This window comes from Nocardia brasiliensis IFM 10847, from assembly GCF_000710915.1.
Lineage (GTDB): Bacteria > Actinomycetota > Actinomycetes > Mycobacteriales > Mycobacteriaceae > Nocardia > Nocardia brasiliensis_A.
Window position 1 is genome coordinate 49,975 of sequence record NZ_BAUA01000049.1, and the last position, 14,721, is coordinate 64,695.

The window sequence follows — 14,721 nt, forward strand, 5'->3', positions numbered from 1 at the left end:
ATGGCCGCCCACGACGCCGCGAGCGCCAGCAGCTCCGTTCGGGCTTCGACCAGCGCGTCCTTGAGGACGATGCCCTGGCGCAGTCCGCCTCGGGCCGGTGCCATCCTGCGGTTGCGCTCGCCCTGCAGTAACTCGCCGCACCGTGCGTACAGCACCGGCAATTGCCGCAACGTCTCGAAAAAGCGAGACAGGCAATCGGGGCACACGCGCACATCGTCGGCCGGTGGCGTGGATCGCAATGTTTCGATCGCCACGGCGCTGCGGCAGGTCGGATTTTCGCATAATGCCTCGGACATCTGTCTGCTCCTTCGGGCGCTGTCGTCTTGGCACTGCCCACGGTTGCAGAGCCGCGTATTCCCCTGATATCTCCCGCCTGTTGCGCGGCGATAGCGGAACAGGGTGGGTGAATGGAGGCACGCGCACTACTCCGTTCGGATAATTTCCCCGCCCATTCCGCACCGATAGGCTGACGGGGTGGCTCGCGACTGGACCATTACGGAAAGAGAGCCTGTGACCCGCTCTGACCAGCAGCACAGTGAATTCGAGAAAGCGAAAGGAGCATCGTCATGAAGGCCATCATCGTGTGCACCTCCGTGTCGCATGGCAACACGAAGAGGATCGCCGACGTCATGGGCCAGATCCTGGAGGCCCGGGTGGTCGAACCCGGCCAGATCAACGCTGCCGAGCTCGCCACCTACGACCTGGTGGGGTTCGGCTCGGGCATTTTCAACATGGCCTTCCACCCGGAGCTGCGTGACTTCGTCAAGTCCCTCCCGGAGGGGCAGCGCGGCAAGGCGTTCGTGTTCGCCAGCAGCGGCTTCCCCGAGCCGAAGTTCCGGCAGTACACCCGCACGCTGTCGAAGCTGATCGAGCAGAAGGGCTTCTCGGTCGTCGACGTCTTCACCTGCCGCGGTTTCGACACCTGGCTGCCGCTCAAGATCGTCGGCGGGATCCGCAAGGGGCACCCCGACGCCGACGATCTGGACGCGGCGCGCACCTTCGCCGTCGGCCTGCGCTCCCGGATCGGCGCCCCGTCCTGACCTTTAGCGGGCACGCACTCGAAACCCCCGGACACCCCGGGGGTTTTTCGTGTTCCGGCAGCGTTCCCGCGGCCGGCTGCGATCGCAGCGGTACGCACAACCTTCGCAACTTCGCCGATCCGGTTCCGCAAAAATAGGCATTTGCGAGGCGGTTCCGGTCCGCGCGCGGCTCGGTAGCGTGCGAAACATGAAGCATCATCTCGTTCGCACCCACCGCTCCGCCGAGCCGTTCCCGCGCGAAGAGCACCTCGCCTGGCACATCGCCGAGGTCGCCGCCGATCCGGTCGAGGTGGTGCCGGAGACCGCGGAGATGATCGTCAACCGGATCATCGACAACGCCGCGGTCGCGGCCGCGTCCATTACCCGCCGTCCGGTCGCCAACGCGCGGGCCCAGGCCCTGGCCCACCCGTACCGGCCCGGCGCCGCGGTGTTCGGCGTCGGTGGCGCCTACTCCCCCGAATGGGCCGCCTGGGCCAACGGCGTCGCCGTGCGCGAACTCGACTTCCACGACACCTTCCTGGCCGCGGAGTACTCGCACCCCGGTGACAACATTCCGCCGATCCTGGCCGTGGCCCAGCACACCGGGCGCAGCGGCGCGGACCTGATCCGTGGCCTGGCAACGGGTTACGAGATCCAGGTGGATCTGGTGCGGGCGATCTGCCTGCACGAGCACAAGATCGACCACGTCGCCCACCTCGGCCCCGCCGCCGCGGCCGGCATCGGCACGCTGCTCGGGCTCGACACCGAGACTATCTACCAGGCAGTCGGGCAGGCGCTGCACACGACCACCGCGACCAGGCAGTCACGCAAGGGCGAGATCTCCAGCTGGAAGGCCTACGCACCGGCGTTCGCGGGCAAGATGGCGGTCGAGGCCGTCGATCGCGCGCTGCGCGGTGAGGGTGCGCCGGCGCCGATCTGGGAGGGCGAGGACGGGGTGATCGCCTGGCTGCTCGGCGGGCCGCGGGCCGAGTACTCCGTGCCGCTGCCCGGACCGGGCGAGCCCAAGCGCGGCATCCTCGACACCTACACCAAGCAACACTCCGCGGAGTACCAGAGCCAGGCGCCGATCGATCTGGCGTTCCGCCTGCGCGAGCGGGTCGGCGATCTGGACCAGATCGCCTCGATCGTGCTGCACACCAGCCATCACACGCACTACGTGATCGGCACCGGATCCGGCGATCCGCAGAAGTTCGACCCCGCGGCCTCGCGCGAAACCCTGGACCACTCGATCATGTACATCTTCGCGGTCGCCCTGCAGGACGGCACCTGGCATCACGAACGCTCCTACGCGCCCGAGCGCGCACAGCGGCCCGACACCGTCGCACTGTGGCGCAAGATCTGCACCGCCGAGGACCCGGAGTGGACGCGCCGCTACCACTCGACCGACCCGAACGAGAAGGCGTTCGGCGCCCGCGCCGAAATCACCTTGAAGAGCGGCGAAGTCGTCACCGACGAACTCGCCGTCGCCGACGCACACCCGCTCGGCGCACGGCCGTTCGCGCGCGAACAGTACATCGCGAAGTTCCGCACGCTCGCCGACGGCGTGATCGACCCCGCCGAGCAGGATCGGTTCCTCGATGTCGCGCAGCGCACGGCCGAACTCGCACCCGCCGAGCTGAGCGGGCTCACCTTCGCTGTTTCCGACGAGGTGCTGGCACGGTCACCGCAGTCGCCCAAGGGACTGTTCTGATGACCGGCCTGCTGGCGGCGGCGACCTCGGCCGCCGACAAACGCGCGGCGTTCCGGGCGGGCTTGGCCTCAGGCAGTATCCAGCGATTACCCGGCGCCTTCAATCCGTTGATTGCCAAGCTGATCCAGGAGATCGGGTTCGAAGGCGTCTACGTCTCGGGCGCGGTGGTGTCCGCCGAACTCGCGCTGCCCGATATCGGGCTCACCACGCTCAGTGAGGTCACCGAGCGCGGCCGCCAGATCGCGCGGGTCACGGATCTGCCCGTGCTCATCGACGCCGATACCGGTTTCGGTGAGCCGATGAACGCGGCCCGCACCGTGACGCTGCTGGAGGACGCCGGTATCGCGGGATGTCATCTCGAAGACCAGGTGAACCCCAAGCGCTGCGGCCATCTGGACGGCAAGGCCGTGGTGCCGACGCAGGAGATGGTGCGCCGCCTGCGCGCCGCCGTATCCGCAAGACGCGACCCGAATTTCGTGATCTGCGCGCGCACCGACGCCGCCGGTATCGAAGGCATCGATGCCGCCGTGGATCGGGCGAAGGCCTATGCCGACGCGGGAGCCGACCTGATCTTCACCGAGGCGCTCTACAGCGCAGCCGATTTCGCGAAGTTCCGCGCGGGGGTCTCGATTCCCTTGCTGGCCAACATGACCGAGTTCGGCAAGTCCAAGCTGCTGAGCGCGGGAACGCTCGAGTCGATCGGTTACAACGCGGTCATCTATCCCGTATCCACACTGCGGCTGGCGATGTGGGCCGCCGAACAGGGCCTGCGCGAGATCTTCGCCGAGGGCACCCAGGCGGGGCTGCTCGACAAGATGCAGCACCGCAGCAGGCTCTACGAACTGCTCGACTACGAGCGCTACAACGAATTCGACTCCGAGATATTCAATTTCAGGCTGGGGAAGGACCAGTAATGAACAGCGATTCGGTGCGCGACGGCGGCCGGGCGAGCGAGGCCTCCGCCATACCGACGATCTACAAGGGACTCGCGGGCGTCGTCGTCGATACCACCGCGGTGTCCAAGGTGGTGCCCGAGACCAATTCGCTGACCTACCGCGGCTACGCCGTGCAGGATCTGGCCGCACACTGCAGTTTCGAGCAGGTCGCCTACCTGCTGTGGCACGGTGAACTGCCCGACGACGCTCAGCTGGAACGGTTCTGCCAGCAGGAGCGGGCCGCCCGCCGCGTCGATCGGTCGCTGCTGTCGCTCGTGACCAAGATGCCCGACAACTGCCATCCGATGGACGTGGTGCGCACCGCGATCAGCTACCTCGGCGCCGAGGACCCCGCGGAGGCCGACAACAGCCCGGCGGCCAACCGCGCCAAGGCTTTACGAATGCTCGCGGTGCTGCCGACCATCGTCGCCGCCGATCACCGCCGTCGCCACGGCCAGGACCCGATCGCGCCGCATTCGCAGCTGGGCTTCGCCGAGAACTTCCTGAACATGTGCTTCGGCAAGGTCCCGTCCCGGGAACTGGTGCACGCGTTCGAGGTATCGCTGATCCTGTACGCCGAGCACAGCTTCAACGCCTCGACCTTCGCCGCGCGGGTGGTCACCTCGACGCTGTCCGATATCTACAGCGCGGTGACCGCGGCCATCGGCGCGCTCAAGGGTCCACTGCACGGCGGCGCGAACGAGGCGGTCATGCACGACATGCTCGCGATCGGCGATCCTGCCCTGGCCGAACAGTGGTTGCGTGCCAAGCTGGCGCAAAAGGAAAAGGTGATGGGCTTCGGCCATCGGGTCTACAAGAACGGTGATTCCCGGGTGCCGACCATGAAACAGGCGTTCCTCGACATCGCCGCCGCGACCGACGGCGCACGGTGGGTGCGGATGTACGAGATCCTCGAACGCACGATGGCCGAGGCCACCGGCCTCGCGCCCAATCTCGACTTCCCGACCGGGCCCGCGTACTACCTGCTCGGCTTCGATATCGAGGTCTTCACGCCGATCTTCGTGCTGAGCCGCATCACCGGCTGGGCCGCGCACATCATCGAACAGGGCGAATCCAACGCCTTGATCCGCCCGCTGAGCGAATACGTCGGCGTGCCACAGCGTTCGGTCGTCGCCTGATCTCGATCACCCGAAACCGCCAGGTCCTGCCCTGCTGGGGGAACTCATCGTGGAAGATGGATGAATGCCCCCAGCAGCACGTCGTGCGAAGAGCGCAGGCCGGCCACCCCGGTTGTCCCTGGAGGCGGTCGTCGCCGCGGCCACCCGCATCCTGGAGTCCGAAGGGTCGGAGAAGCTGTCCATGCGGCGCCTGGCACACGAACTCGGCACCGCGCCCATGGCCCCCTACTACTACGTGCGCGACAAGGACGAACTGCTCCTGCTGGTGCTGGAGACGCACGCCAAAGGCCTTCCGCGCCCGGAACTTCCGGCCGATCCCCGAGCACGGCTCATCGCCACCGCGACCCTGCTGTTCGAACTGCTCGCCGAGCGCCCATGGATCATCGAGGTACTGACCGGCGACGACCTGATGGCCGACTCCGCGCTCTGGTTCGTCGAGATGATGCTGGGCGCCGCGGTCGACTACGGTTGCACGCCGGAGGAAGCCGTCACCGTGTACCGCACGATCTGGTACTACATCGTCGGCAACCTGATCGTGCGGGTGCACCGGGAACGACGCCGGGCCAGAGGCTCCGACATCTACGAGGAACAGGCCATCGGCGCCGTCCCGGCCGACACCCACCCGCATCTCGCGGCGGTCGCGCGGCGCTGGCCCGAGCTCACCGCCCGCGATTCGCATCGCGAGGGTCTGACCGCGATCGTCGACGGCCTGCTCGCGACCTGCCGGGGAGACAACTAGCTCCCGGCGGGGGTAAGCGACAGATGCCAGAAATCGGCGTACCGGCCCGCGCGGCGCAGCAATTCGTCGTGCGTGCCCTGCTCCACGATCCGGCCGCCGTCCAGGAAGACGATCCGGTCGGCCCGCTGCACGGTCCGCAACCGGTGCGCGACCAGCACCACGGTCCGTCCCGCCAGCAACCGCTCGATGCCCACGTGCACCGCCGCCTCGTTCACCGGGTCCAGCGCCGAGGTCACCTCGTCCAGCAGCACGATCGGGGCATTCTTCAGCAGCGCACGAGCGATCGAAACCCGTTGGCGCTCACCGCCGGACAGCAGCGCACCGCCTTCCCCGACCTGCGTCGCCCAGCCCTCGGGCAGGCGCTCGATCACCTCGTCCAGGCGCGCCGCGGTCGCCGCCGCCCGCACCGCGTCCGCGTCGGCGCCGGGACGCCCGAGCCGCACGTTGTCCTCGATCGTGCCGTCGAAGAGATAGACGTCCTGGAAGACGATGGCGATCTGATCCATGAGCACCTCGGTGCTGATCTCGCGCACGTCCACGCCGCCGACGCGCACCGCGCCCGCGTCGACGTCGTAGAACCGCGCGAGCAGCTGCAGCAGTGTGCTCTTGCCCGCCCCGGACGGTCCGACCACCGCGAGCCGCCGGCCCGTCGGCACCGACAACGACAGCTCGTCGATCAGTGTGCGGCCGTGCTGCCGGAACGTCACCGCGTCGAACTCCAGATCATGATCGCGGGGCTGGACGGGAGCAGCGGGCTCCGGCAGCGGCGCGGCGCGCAACACGGCGTCGAGCTGAGCCAGTTCCGCCCGCGCGCCGCGCATCTTGCCGCCGATCTCCGCCAGGGCCAGCAGCGGATCCGCGCATCGCGCGGCCAGCACGAGGATCACCAAAACCTCTGCCGCGCCTACCGTTCCATGCAGGGCCAGATACGCGCCCAGTGCCAGGAGTGCGGTGAAGAACGCCTGCACCGTGAGCGTCAGGCCGAGAATGCCGGGCAACGCCGACAGCGTCGAACGGCGCGCCGCGCGCTGCACGCCCGACAGTGCGTCATCGAGTGACCGGAAGCGTTCGCCGGTCCGGCCGCCCGCCCGCAGCACCGGCTGTGCCTGCAGGTATTCGATGACACGTGCGGTCGATTCGGCGCTGCGTTCGCAGCGTTCGGCGTCGGTCGCGGCCATCGAGCGCCCGGTCCACACCTGCACCGCCGCCACGACCGGCACGGCGAGCAGCGCCGCCAAGCCGAGCTGCCAGTTGAACGCGAACATCACGACCACGATCGTCAACGGCGTCACCAGCGCGGAAATGAAGGGCGACAACAGATGTGCCGCCCCACTCATCGCTTGCAGCACGCCCTCGCCGGCCAGCGCCGACACCTCCCCTACGCGGCGAGAAGTGAACCAGCCCAGGGGCAATCGGGCCAGATGATCGCCGAAGCGGTGGTACACCCCGCTCAGCATCGCCGTCCCGACCCGGAACCCGGACAGGTCGCTGCGATAGCGCAACAGCGCGTAGGCCGCGACCGCGGCCCCGAACGCGATCAGCCACGGCCACGCGTGCGCCGGAGCGCTCCCGAACAACGCCCGCAGCACCGGTACCAACAGCGCGTAGGACAATCCCTCGGCCACCGCGGTCACGGTCATCAGGGCGACGGTACGACGCATCGGCCGGGCGTATTCATCCCCGAGCAGGTGCAACAGCATGCGAATCATCGGAGTTCTCCTTGCAGTGCGCCACCGTAGGTTTCGATCTCGTCGGTGCGCGCGGCTCGGTGGGATCGCCAGAATTCGGCGAACTTGCCGTTGCGGTCGAGCAATTCGGCCGGGCGACCGCGCTCGACGATGACGCCGTCGTCGAGTACCGCGACGAGGTCCGCGTCGGCGACGGTCTCCAGCCGGTGCGCGATGACCAGCATCGTCCGGTCGCCGCTCGAGGTCGCGAGCGCGGTGCGCACCGCGTGCTCGGTCTGCGGATCGGCGAACGCCGTCGCCTCGTCCAACACCAGCACCGGGGCGGCGGAGAGCAGTGCGCGCGCGATCGAAATCCGTTGCGCCTCACCGCCGGACAGTTTCACGTCGACGCCGACGACCGAGTCGTACCCGTGCGGCAGTTCGAGAATCCGGTCATGGATGTTCGCCAGCCGAGCGATGCGCTCCACGTCCGCGCGGTCCGCGTGAGGCACCGCGAGGGCGATGTTGTCCGCGATCGACGCGCGCAGCAGGCGGACGTCCTGGAAGACGAAGGCGACCCGCCGATACAGCTCCGCGCTGCTCAGGTCGCGCAGATCGATACCGCCCAGGGTGACCGAGCCGTGGGTCGGATCGAAGAACCGTGGCAACAGCTGCACCAGCGTGGACTTGCCGCTGCCCGAGGGGCCGACGAGCGCGGTGACCGTCCCCGGTTCGAGCACCAGGTCGATGCCGCGCAGCACCACGCGGTCGGCGGCATAGCCGAACCGGACCTCGCGCAGTTCGACCCGATGCCCCTGCGGCACAAGCGGTTGCGCGGGTTCCGGCAGCGGTGGCACCGCGAGCACCTCTTTGATCCGGCCGACCGCGCGCCCGGCGGCCTGCAGGTCGTCGAAGCCGTGCCCCAGTGCCGCCACCGGCGCGGTCAGCCCCAGTCCCAACAGCAGGAACGGGAGTAGATCCGCCGGTGCCAGCGAACCGTTCGTGATCAACGCCGTGCCACCGAGCAACAGCACCAGCAGCACGAACGGCGGCGACAGCGCCAGCTGCATACCCGCCGCGATGCCGGAGATGCCGAATACCCAACGCCGGAACGTCTCGGTGAAAGTGTCTGCCGCCGTGCGGAACTCGCGATGCGCGCGAGCACCGCCGCCGAAGGCTTTGATCACCGCTATCCCCTGCACGAATTCGATGGCGGCACTGGAGATCCGGCCCATCGCCGCGTCGATCTGCGTTTGCTCGCGCTGTCGCTTCGCCGTCATGAACAGCGGCACGTGCGCGACCGCGAGCAGCACCGGGATCATCGCGATCAAGGTGAGGCGCCAATCGATGGCGAACAGGTAGACCAGCGAAACCAGTGGCACCACGAAGGCCGCGACCAGTTCACCCGGGGCGTGCGCGATGAGCGGGTGCACCGCGCTCACGTCCGGCCCCACCACCTTCGCCAGCTCACCGGTCCGCCGGCGGGAGAACCAGCCGATCGGCACCCGCCCCAGTCGCGCCGCCAGCAGGCGGCGAAAAGACAATTGCACCCGCGCGTCGAGCAGGTGCCCGACCCCCGACGACGCCCCGGTGAACAACAGTCGCACCAGCAGCCCGCCCGCCCCGATCAGCACCACGGTCCACACCCGCGCGTCGTCGACCGGACCGGGCGACAACAGGGTTCGCCCCAACTCCACCACCGCGAGCAATGGCGCCAACCCGGCCACCGCCCCGACGATCTGCAACACCGCGACCAGCGCGAAGGCAGGCGCATACGGCCGCACCAACTCCGCCACCCTCGGTTCCGTTCCGCCGCTGTCCGCCACCGTCGCAGATCGCTCGGTCGCCGCAGCGAGGTCGATGGCGTCCATCCCGCCTCCTCATTTTCGTACGCGTACAAACAGACTACAACGCCTTCCCTCCGTCGGCGACTCCCGAGTCCAGATCGGCAACAACCGCGGCCACATCAACGGCTGGACCACCCATGCCCGAATCTTCGGCCTCTGCACCGCAATAGAAGGCATTCCCCGCCGCAACACCGCGCACAAGACGGTCAGGTCATGAGGCCGCTCTGGTAGGCGAGAACGACGGCTTGGGTGCGGTCGCGGGAGGCGGTTTTGGCGATCACGTGGGCAACGTGGGTGCGGGTGGTCGCGGGGCTGATGAACAGTTCGGCGCTGATCTCGGCGTTGGAACGGCCCAAGGCCATGAGTACGAGCACTTCTCGTTCTCTGGCGGTCAGCGCGGTGAGGGCGGCGGGGGCGGTGACCGCGCGTGGGCCCGCGCGGCGCAGCGCGCCGAGGACGCTGCCGACGATCGCGGGATCGAGCCAGCCGTCGCCGGCCGCGCAGCAGCGCACGGCCTGGGCGAGATCGGCGGGGGCGGCGTGTTTGAGCAGGAAGCCGCTGGCTCCCGCGGCGAGCGCCTCCTGTACGGCGATGTCTTCGTGAAAGGTGGTGAGCACCAGGACCGCCGGCGCGTCGGGGGTGCTGGTGATCGCCTTGGTCGCTTCGATACCGTCCAGCACCGGCATCCGCAGGTCCATCAGAACCACTTGGGGACTCAGGGTTTTCACGGCTTCGATGGCGACAGCACCGTCGGCGGCCTCGCCGATCACCTCGATGTCGGGAGTGGCGCTCAGCAGCAGGACGCAGCCCGCGCGCACCAGCGCCTCGTCCTCGGCGACGACCACGGTGATCGTCATGGCGCCTCGATCGACGCGTGCGCGGGCAGGGTCGCATGCACGCACCAACCGTCGGCTTCCGGTCCGGAGGTCAGCGCGCCGCCCAGCTCATCGAGGCGTTCGCGCAGGCCGCGCAGCCCGGCGCCGGTCGACAGCGCGGCGGCAGCGGGTGCCGCGGTGCCGCCGGAGCTGCGGACGGTGAGGTCCAGGGTGCGCTCGGTCCATGCGACACCGAGCGTGACGGTCGCGCCGCGACCCGCGTGTTTGCGGACATTGGTGAGGGATTCCTGGACGATCCGGTAGGCCGCGAGATCCGCGTCGGGTGTGAGCGGCCGGGCGGTTCCGGTGACGTCGAGGCGCACCTCCAGCTCGGCGCGCCGCGCGGCTTCGAGCAACCGTTCGACGTCGGCGAACCGGGCCGCTGCCGTGCCGTCCGGCGCGGGTGAGCGCAACAGCCCGAGCATGGAGTGCAATTCGGTCATCGCCTGGGTGCCCGCCTGCTCGATCACCTCCAGTGCCTGCTGCACGCGGCGGTCGCCGTCGGCGGCGAAGACGCGAGCCGCGCCGGCATGCAGAATCATGCCTGCCACGGCACCGGTGACGCTGTCGTGCAGTTCGTGTGCGAGCCGCAAACGCTGTGCGGCCAGCGCCTTTTCGGCCGCTGCGGCGAGTCGCTCCTGCTCGGCTCGGGCATGTTGGTCGCGCGCGTGCGCCAATCTGCCCAGACCCCAAGCGATACCGAGGAAGACCGTCCACGCCAGCGCGGCGGCCAGGAAGCCGCGCAGCTGGGACTCGACGGGTTCGGCCTGCGCGAACCGATAACTGAACAGTCCGAGCGGCAAGGCGGAGGCGACGAGCACCAGCCGTGCGGTGACCCCGGGTACCCGCCCCGCCACCGCATAGCTCGCCACCAGCAGGAAAGCGAACGGATAGTATTCCGGGACAACAAGATTCACCCCGGTGTACAGCCACGCGACCAGCCACACCCGCAGCGGGAACCGGCGGCGCGCCAGCAGGCTCAGGCAGAGGCCGGCGACGGCGAGCGGTATCACCCAGAGCGGCAGCGTCGCACCACCGATCAGGTGCTGCTCCCCGCCCCAGAACGCCAGATCCACCGCGCCGGTGACGGATACCAGCGCGACGTCGACGGCGCGACCCCACCGCGACGCGCCCCTGGTTTGCCGCGACTCCGTCACGACCGCCCGGCTTTCCCGGCCGGAGGTCCACCGGCCGCGACCGCTCGGCACCGGCCGCCGCATACCGCTCGGCTCGCCGATATCTGCCGCGTCATGAGCAGCAGTTTCCCACGGATCAGGTCGGCAGGTCTGCGGTTCTACCCGCTCTAACCTGCCGAGATAGTGTTGCGGACGGTCGAATTCGTGGGATCAGCCGCCGAATAGCCGGAAGATGAACCGCAGCGGGTCCTCCACCGGGATCTCGGGCAGCGTCGGCGGTGGTGCCTCGGCGAGCACCACGCGCACGGCCGCGACGATCTCGGCAGTGCTCGGCTGCTCGAACCCCGGGAAGCCCAGCGGATCTTCCTGGAGTACCACCGGCACACCACGCACCGGCGCGGCGGAGAACGCGGCAAGCTCCAGCAGCACCAGTTCGGCGGCGTCGGGGACCACCCGGACCCGCGCGACATCGATCACCTCGGCGATACCGTCCTCGGCCGCGAACACACCGACCCGCAACGACCGCGGCTGTTGCGCGAGCGCCTGGTTCAGCGGCGGGTCGACCAGGACGAATTCCGGTTCGATCAAAGTGCCCGCGCCGAGGACTTCCCCCGTGGCACCGGCCGCGTCGACCGCGTACACCACGACCAAGGTCCGCCTCGTCATGGGCAGCAGTGTCGCACGAATCGCACTGCTACGACGGCGCGATGAGGTTTCTCGTCGTGGTGCGGTACGCGCACGACACCGCAGTAGGCCGATTCGCCGCAGGGTGCCGTCGGGCCATTCTTGACTCGTTCGATTCCCCCGCCGACCAGGCCGAATCCGAGAGGACGTGACTCCAATGGTGCAAGATACGGCGTTCACGTTCGCCCACCCCGACTACTACGAACCCTTCGACCGTACCGACCCGGGCAGGCGCTACAACCCGACCCGGCCCCCGCACGGCTGGACCCGGCGCGAGTCCGAGGTGTGGACGCACTGGACTCCCCCGCATACCGAACTGCTGGCGCAGGGCTGGAAGGTGCACGTCTCCACGGCACTCGGCTCCGCCCAGCAGGTACTGGACGTGGTGAGCACCGCGTGTGCCGACCTGGGCGTCGCCTTCAAGCATCTCACCGGCAGGCAGTACTTCCTCTGGCTGCACGGCAAGCACGGCAGCCGAGTGCAGAGCGGCAAGTTCTGCGCGGTGTACCCGCCGACACCGCAGCTCGCGTACGCCCTGCTCGAACGGCTGGAACGCGAATTGTCCGGAGTCGCAGGGCCGTACGTGCTCACCGACCGCCGCTTCGGCACCTCACAGTGCGTGTCCTACCGCTACGGCGCGTTCCGTCCGCGCCATCGCCTGCAAGCCGACGGCACGCGGGTACCGACCATGCTCGCACTCGACGGCACCGAGGTGCCCGACGAGCGCCGCCCGGGCTTCCTGCTGCCCGCGGGCGTCGCCGACCCGTTCGGCCCGGTGGCCGACGCGGACGGCGACGAGGACGTGAACTTCCACGGTTACACCTTCGAAACCGTGCTGCAGCCGAGCAACGCCGGCGGCGCGTATCGCGCCCGCCGCGCGGACGGCACCCCGGTTTTCGTGAAAGAGGCTCGCGCCCACAACGGTTACGCGGGCACCGAGGACGCACGCACCCGGCTGGAGCGCGAGTATCTGACGCTGCGTGCCCTGCACGCCGCCGCCCCCGGCCTCGCCCCCGCGCCGGTCGAGCTGTTCACCGAATGGGAGCACACCTACCTCGTCACCGAATTCGTGCCGGGTCGCACACTCAGCAAGTGGACGGTCGCGACGAATCCGCTGATCCACGCCGGAGCCGACCCGACCGTGTTCGCCGCCTACTACCGGCGGTGCGCACACCTGCTCGCGCAGCTCACGACCCAGTTGAGCACCCTGCACGACCTCGGCTACGCCTTCGTCGACGTCTCCCCTGGCAACGTCCTGGTCGACGAGCACGACACGGTGCGGCTCATCGACTTCGAGGCCACTCAGCCCGTGGACCACCCGCTCGGCCTGCTCGGCACGCCCGGTTACGAACCGCCGGAATCCCGTGCGCCCGGGGCGCGGGCGAAGATCGATCCACTGCACGTCGACGCCTACGGCCTGCGCGCGATCGCGCAACTGCTGGTCTTCCCGATGCACGAAGCCGCGCGGCGCAGCCCCGAGACGCTGGATCACCTGTACGCCGATCTTGCCGAATTGTGCCCTCCCCCAGCGGATTTATGGGCAACCGTGGTGCAGTCGCGGACCGCGCCCGCGGTGCGGCACCTGCCTTCACCCGAGGAAGTGCGTGGTGCGCCCGCCGAAGCGGTGCGGTGGCTGCGCGATCGGACGGCCGACGCCCTGACCCGCATGGCCGAGCTCACCAACCCGCGGTGGGTGTACCCCACTGCGCCGGAGGGACATCGGACCAACACCGCGTGCGTGGCCTACGGCACCGCCGGCGTGCTGCACGCCTTGCGCGCCGCCGAGCGCGACATCGATCCCGCGATCGTCACACGATTGCGCGGCACGGCCCTGCGTGATCGGCATCGGACCGGGCCGGGCCTGCTGTACGGCAACGCCGGAATCGCCTGGGTGCTCGACGATCTCGGCGACCGTGATGCGGCGCTGACCCTCCTCGCCGCGGCGAGCGGCCACCGGCTGGCGACCGAGTCGCCGAGCTGGGGCGGCGGTGCGGCGGGCGTCGCGATGACGCACCTGTCGTTCTTTCACCGCACCGGCGACGCTGCCCACCTCGAGCAGGCGCAACGACTGCTCGACGCGATACCCGACGGCGCGGCACTGCGCGCCGCGCTCGGCCCGGACCATCCGTCCGGCCTCGCGCACGGCAGGACCGGTATCGCGCTCGCCCTCTACTACCTGTCGATGTGCACCGGGGCCGACGAGCCGTTCGAACGCGGGCTACGGCTGCTGCGTGCCGAACTCGGGCACACCGAGCCGATCCCCGTCGGCGCGTTGGGTTTCCGGGTCTCGGACACCGACCGGCGCAACATGCCGTACCTGGCATGCGGCAGCGCGGGCTACGCCTACGTCCTAGCCCGGTATCTCGGCCACCGGCCCGACCCGGAACTCGCCGCGGTGCTGCGCAGTTGTGTTCGCGCCGTTGGCATTCGGTTCACCGCGGCGCCCGGGCTGTGCCGAGGCCAGGCGGGCTTGACACTCGTACACGCCGACGTGGCGGCTCGATTCCGGGAAGAGAACTTCCTGCCCGACCCGGACCGCCGCGCGACCGCGCTGTTCAAGTACGCGATCGCGGACGGCACCGGCGTGCGCTGGCTCGGCGGCCTCGGACAGCGCCTCAGCGCCGATCTGGCCACCGGTTCCGCGGGCATCCTGCTGGCCCTGCAGCACGCCACCGCCGGCGTCGCCGATCCGCTGTTCACCCTCGACCACTGCCTCGCCGAGCACACCGCTCAGCCCCCGGACCGACTGTCCGCAAAGCGCTTTCGGGAGGAGGTGAACCCATGACCAAGGTGCTGAAGCTCCAGCTGCACGCCGACCCCGAGCTCGGCGACGACGCGCCGCTCAGCTCGTACAGCGAGCACCACTGCAACCAGGAGGAGGTGGTGGTCTGAGCCCGGCCGAACTCGGCGCCGACACGCCGTTCAGCGCCACCAGCGTCCATCACTGCGGCTCGGACGACGACCAATAG

Annotated in this window: 11 protein-coding genes; 6 read left to right on the forward strand and 5 right to left on the reverse strand. The window is 69.2% G+C overall.

The window, feature by feature from the left end; all coding sequences use genetic code 11:
- Positions 1-566 precede the first annotated feature (566 nt).
- The 5 genes from NBRGI_RS10865 to NBRGI_RS10885 all read left to right on the forward strand — a co-directional run bounded on the left by NBRGI_RS10865 (position 567) and on the right by NBRGI_RS10885 (position 5,543).
- Positions 567-1,040 carry a flavodoxin family protein gene (locus NBRGI_RS10865; RefSeq protein ID WP_029895115.1) on the forward strand — a complete coding sequence of 158 codons (474 nt, stop codon included), beginning with the start codon at positions 567-569 and terminating at the stop codon, positions 1,038-1,040.
- A gap of 187 nt (positions 1,041-1,227) precedes the next feature.
- Positions 1,228-2,730, forward strand: coding sequence for a 2-methylcitrate dehydratase PrpD (prpD, locus tag NBRGI_RS10870; protein WP_029895116.1), 1,503 nt, complete (start codon positions 1,228-1,230; stop codon positions 2,728-2,730).
- On the forward strand, positions 2,730-3,644 hold the full coding sequence (gene prpB / locus NBRGI_RS10875; protein WP_029895118.1) for a methylisocitrate lyase: 915 nt from the start codon (positions 2,730-2,732) through the stop codon (positions 3,642-3,644). The genes prpD and prpB overlap by 1 nt, the downstream gene beginning before the upstream one ends.
- Positions 3,644-4,804, forward strand: a complete 1,161-nt coding sequence (locus tag NBRGI_RS10880; protein ID WP_051727653.1) for a bifunctional 2-methylcitrate synthase/citrate synthase — start codon at positions 3,644-3,646, stop codon at positions 4,802-4,804. Before prpB ends, NBRGI_RS10880 begins: the two co-directional genes overlap by 1 nt.
- Before the next feature lie 64 nt (positions 4,805-4,868).
- Positions 4,869-5,543: a TetR/AcrR family transcriptional regulator C-terminal domain-containing protein gene (locus NBRGI_RS10885; protein ID WP_029895122.1), complete on the forward strand. Its 675-nt coding sequence runs from the start codon at positions 4,869-4,871 to the stop codon at positions 5,541-5,543.
- Here NBRGI_RS10885 and NBRGI_RS10890 read toward each other — a convergent pair.
- From NBRGI_RS10890 to NBRGI_RS10910, 5 genes are all read right to left on the reverse strand, one after another.
- Positions 5,540-7,252: an ABC transporter ATP-binding protein gene (locus NBRGI_RS10890; RefSeq protein ID WP_029895125.1), complete on the reverse strand. Its 1,713-nt coding sequence runs from the start codon at positions 7,250-7,252 to the stop codon at positions 5,540-5,542. The two genes, NBRGI_RS10885 and NBRGI_RS10890, sit on opposite strands and share 4 nt — an antisense overlap.
- A complete protein-coding gene (locus NBRGI_RS10895; protein WP_029895126.1) occupies positions 7,249-9,081 on the reverse strand; it encodes an ABC transporter ATP-binding protein in 1,833 nt (610 codons plus the stop codon). Before NBRGI_RS10895 ends, NBRGI_RS10890 begins: the two co-directional genes overlap by 4 nt.
- 182 nt (positions 9,082-9,263) lie before the next feature.
- On the reverse strand, positions 9,264-9,914 hold the full coding sequence (locus NBRGI_RS10900) for a response regulator transcription factor (protein WP_029895128.1): 651 nt from the start codon (positions 9,912-9,914) through the stop codon (positions 9,264-9,266).
- Complete coding sequence (locus NBRGI_RS10905) at positions 9,911-11,089, reverse strand: sensor histidine kinase (RefSeq protein ID WP_029895130.1); 1,179 nt, start codon at positions 11,087-11,089, stop codon at positions 9,911-9,913. The genes NBRGI_RS10900 and NBRGI_RS10905 overlap by 4 nt, the downstream gene beginning before the upstream one ends.
- 189 nt (positions 11,090-11,278) lie before the next feature.
- Positions 11,279-11,734 carry a hypothetical protein gene (locus tag NBRGI_RS10910; protein ID WP_029895132.1) on the reverse strand — a complete coding sequence of 152 codons (456 nt, stop codon included), beginning with the start codon at positions 11,732-11,734 and terminating at the stop codon, positions 11,279-11,281.
- A 175-nt stretch (positions 11,735-11,909) separates the two neighbouring features.
- Here NBRGI_RS10910 and lanKC point away from each other — a divergent pair, with 175 nt between their 5' ends.
- Positions 11,910-14,537 (forward strand): class III lanthionine synthetase LanKC, encoded by a 2,628-nt coding sequence (gene lanKC / locus NBRGI_RS10920; protein WP_051727654.1) that lies wholly within the window; start codon positions 11,910-11,912, stop codon positions 14,535-14,537.
- Positions 14,538-14,721: the final 184 nt, after the last annotated feature.

Excerpts from the sequence above, each read along its gene's own strand:
- NBRGI_RS10865 (WP_029895115.1), top strand. The coding sequence starts at position 567 with ATGAAGGCCATCATCGTGTGCACCTCCGTGTCGCATGGCAACACGAAG.
- prpD (WP_029895116.1), top strand. The coding sequence starts at position 1,228 with ATGAAGCATCATCTCGTTCGCACCCACCGCTCCGCCGAGCCGTTCCCG.
- prpB (WP_029895118.1), top strand. The coding sequence starts at position 2,730 with ATGACCGGCCTGCTGGCGGCGGCGACCTCGGCCGCCGACAAACGCGCG.
- NBRGI_RS10880 (WP_051727653.1), top strand. The coding sequence starts at position 3,644 with ATGAACAGCGATTCGGTGCGCGACGGCGGCCGGGCGAGCGAGGCCTCC.
- NBRGI_RS10885 (WP_029895122.1), top strand. The coding sequence starts at position 4,869 with ATGCCCCCAGCAGCACGTCGTGCGAAGAGCGCAGGCCGGCCACCCCGG.
- NBRGI_RS10890 (WP_029895125.1), bottom strand. The coding sequence starts at position 7,252 with ATGATTCGCATGCTGTTGCACCTGCTCGGGGATGAATACGCCCGGCCG.
- NBRGI_RS10895 (WP_029895126.1), bottom strand. The coding sequence starts at position 9,081 with ATGGACGCCATCGACCTCGCTGCGGCGACCGAGCGATCTGCGACGGTG.
- NBRGI_RS10900 (WP_029895128.1), bottom strand. The coding sequence starts at position 9,914 with ATGACGATCACCGTGGTCGTCGCCGAGGACGAGGCGCTGGTGCGCGCG.
- NBRGI_RS10910 (WP_029895132.1), bottom strand. The coding sequence starts at position 11,734 with ATGACGAGGCGGACCTTGGTCGTGGTGTACGCGGTCGACGCGGCCGGT.
- lanKC (WP_051727654.1), top strand. The coding sequence starts at position 11,910 with ATGGTGCAAGATACGGCGTTCACGTTCGCCCACCCCGACTACTACGAA.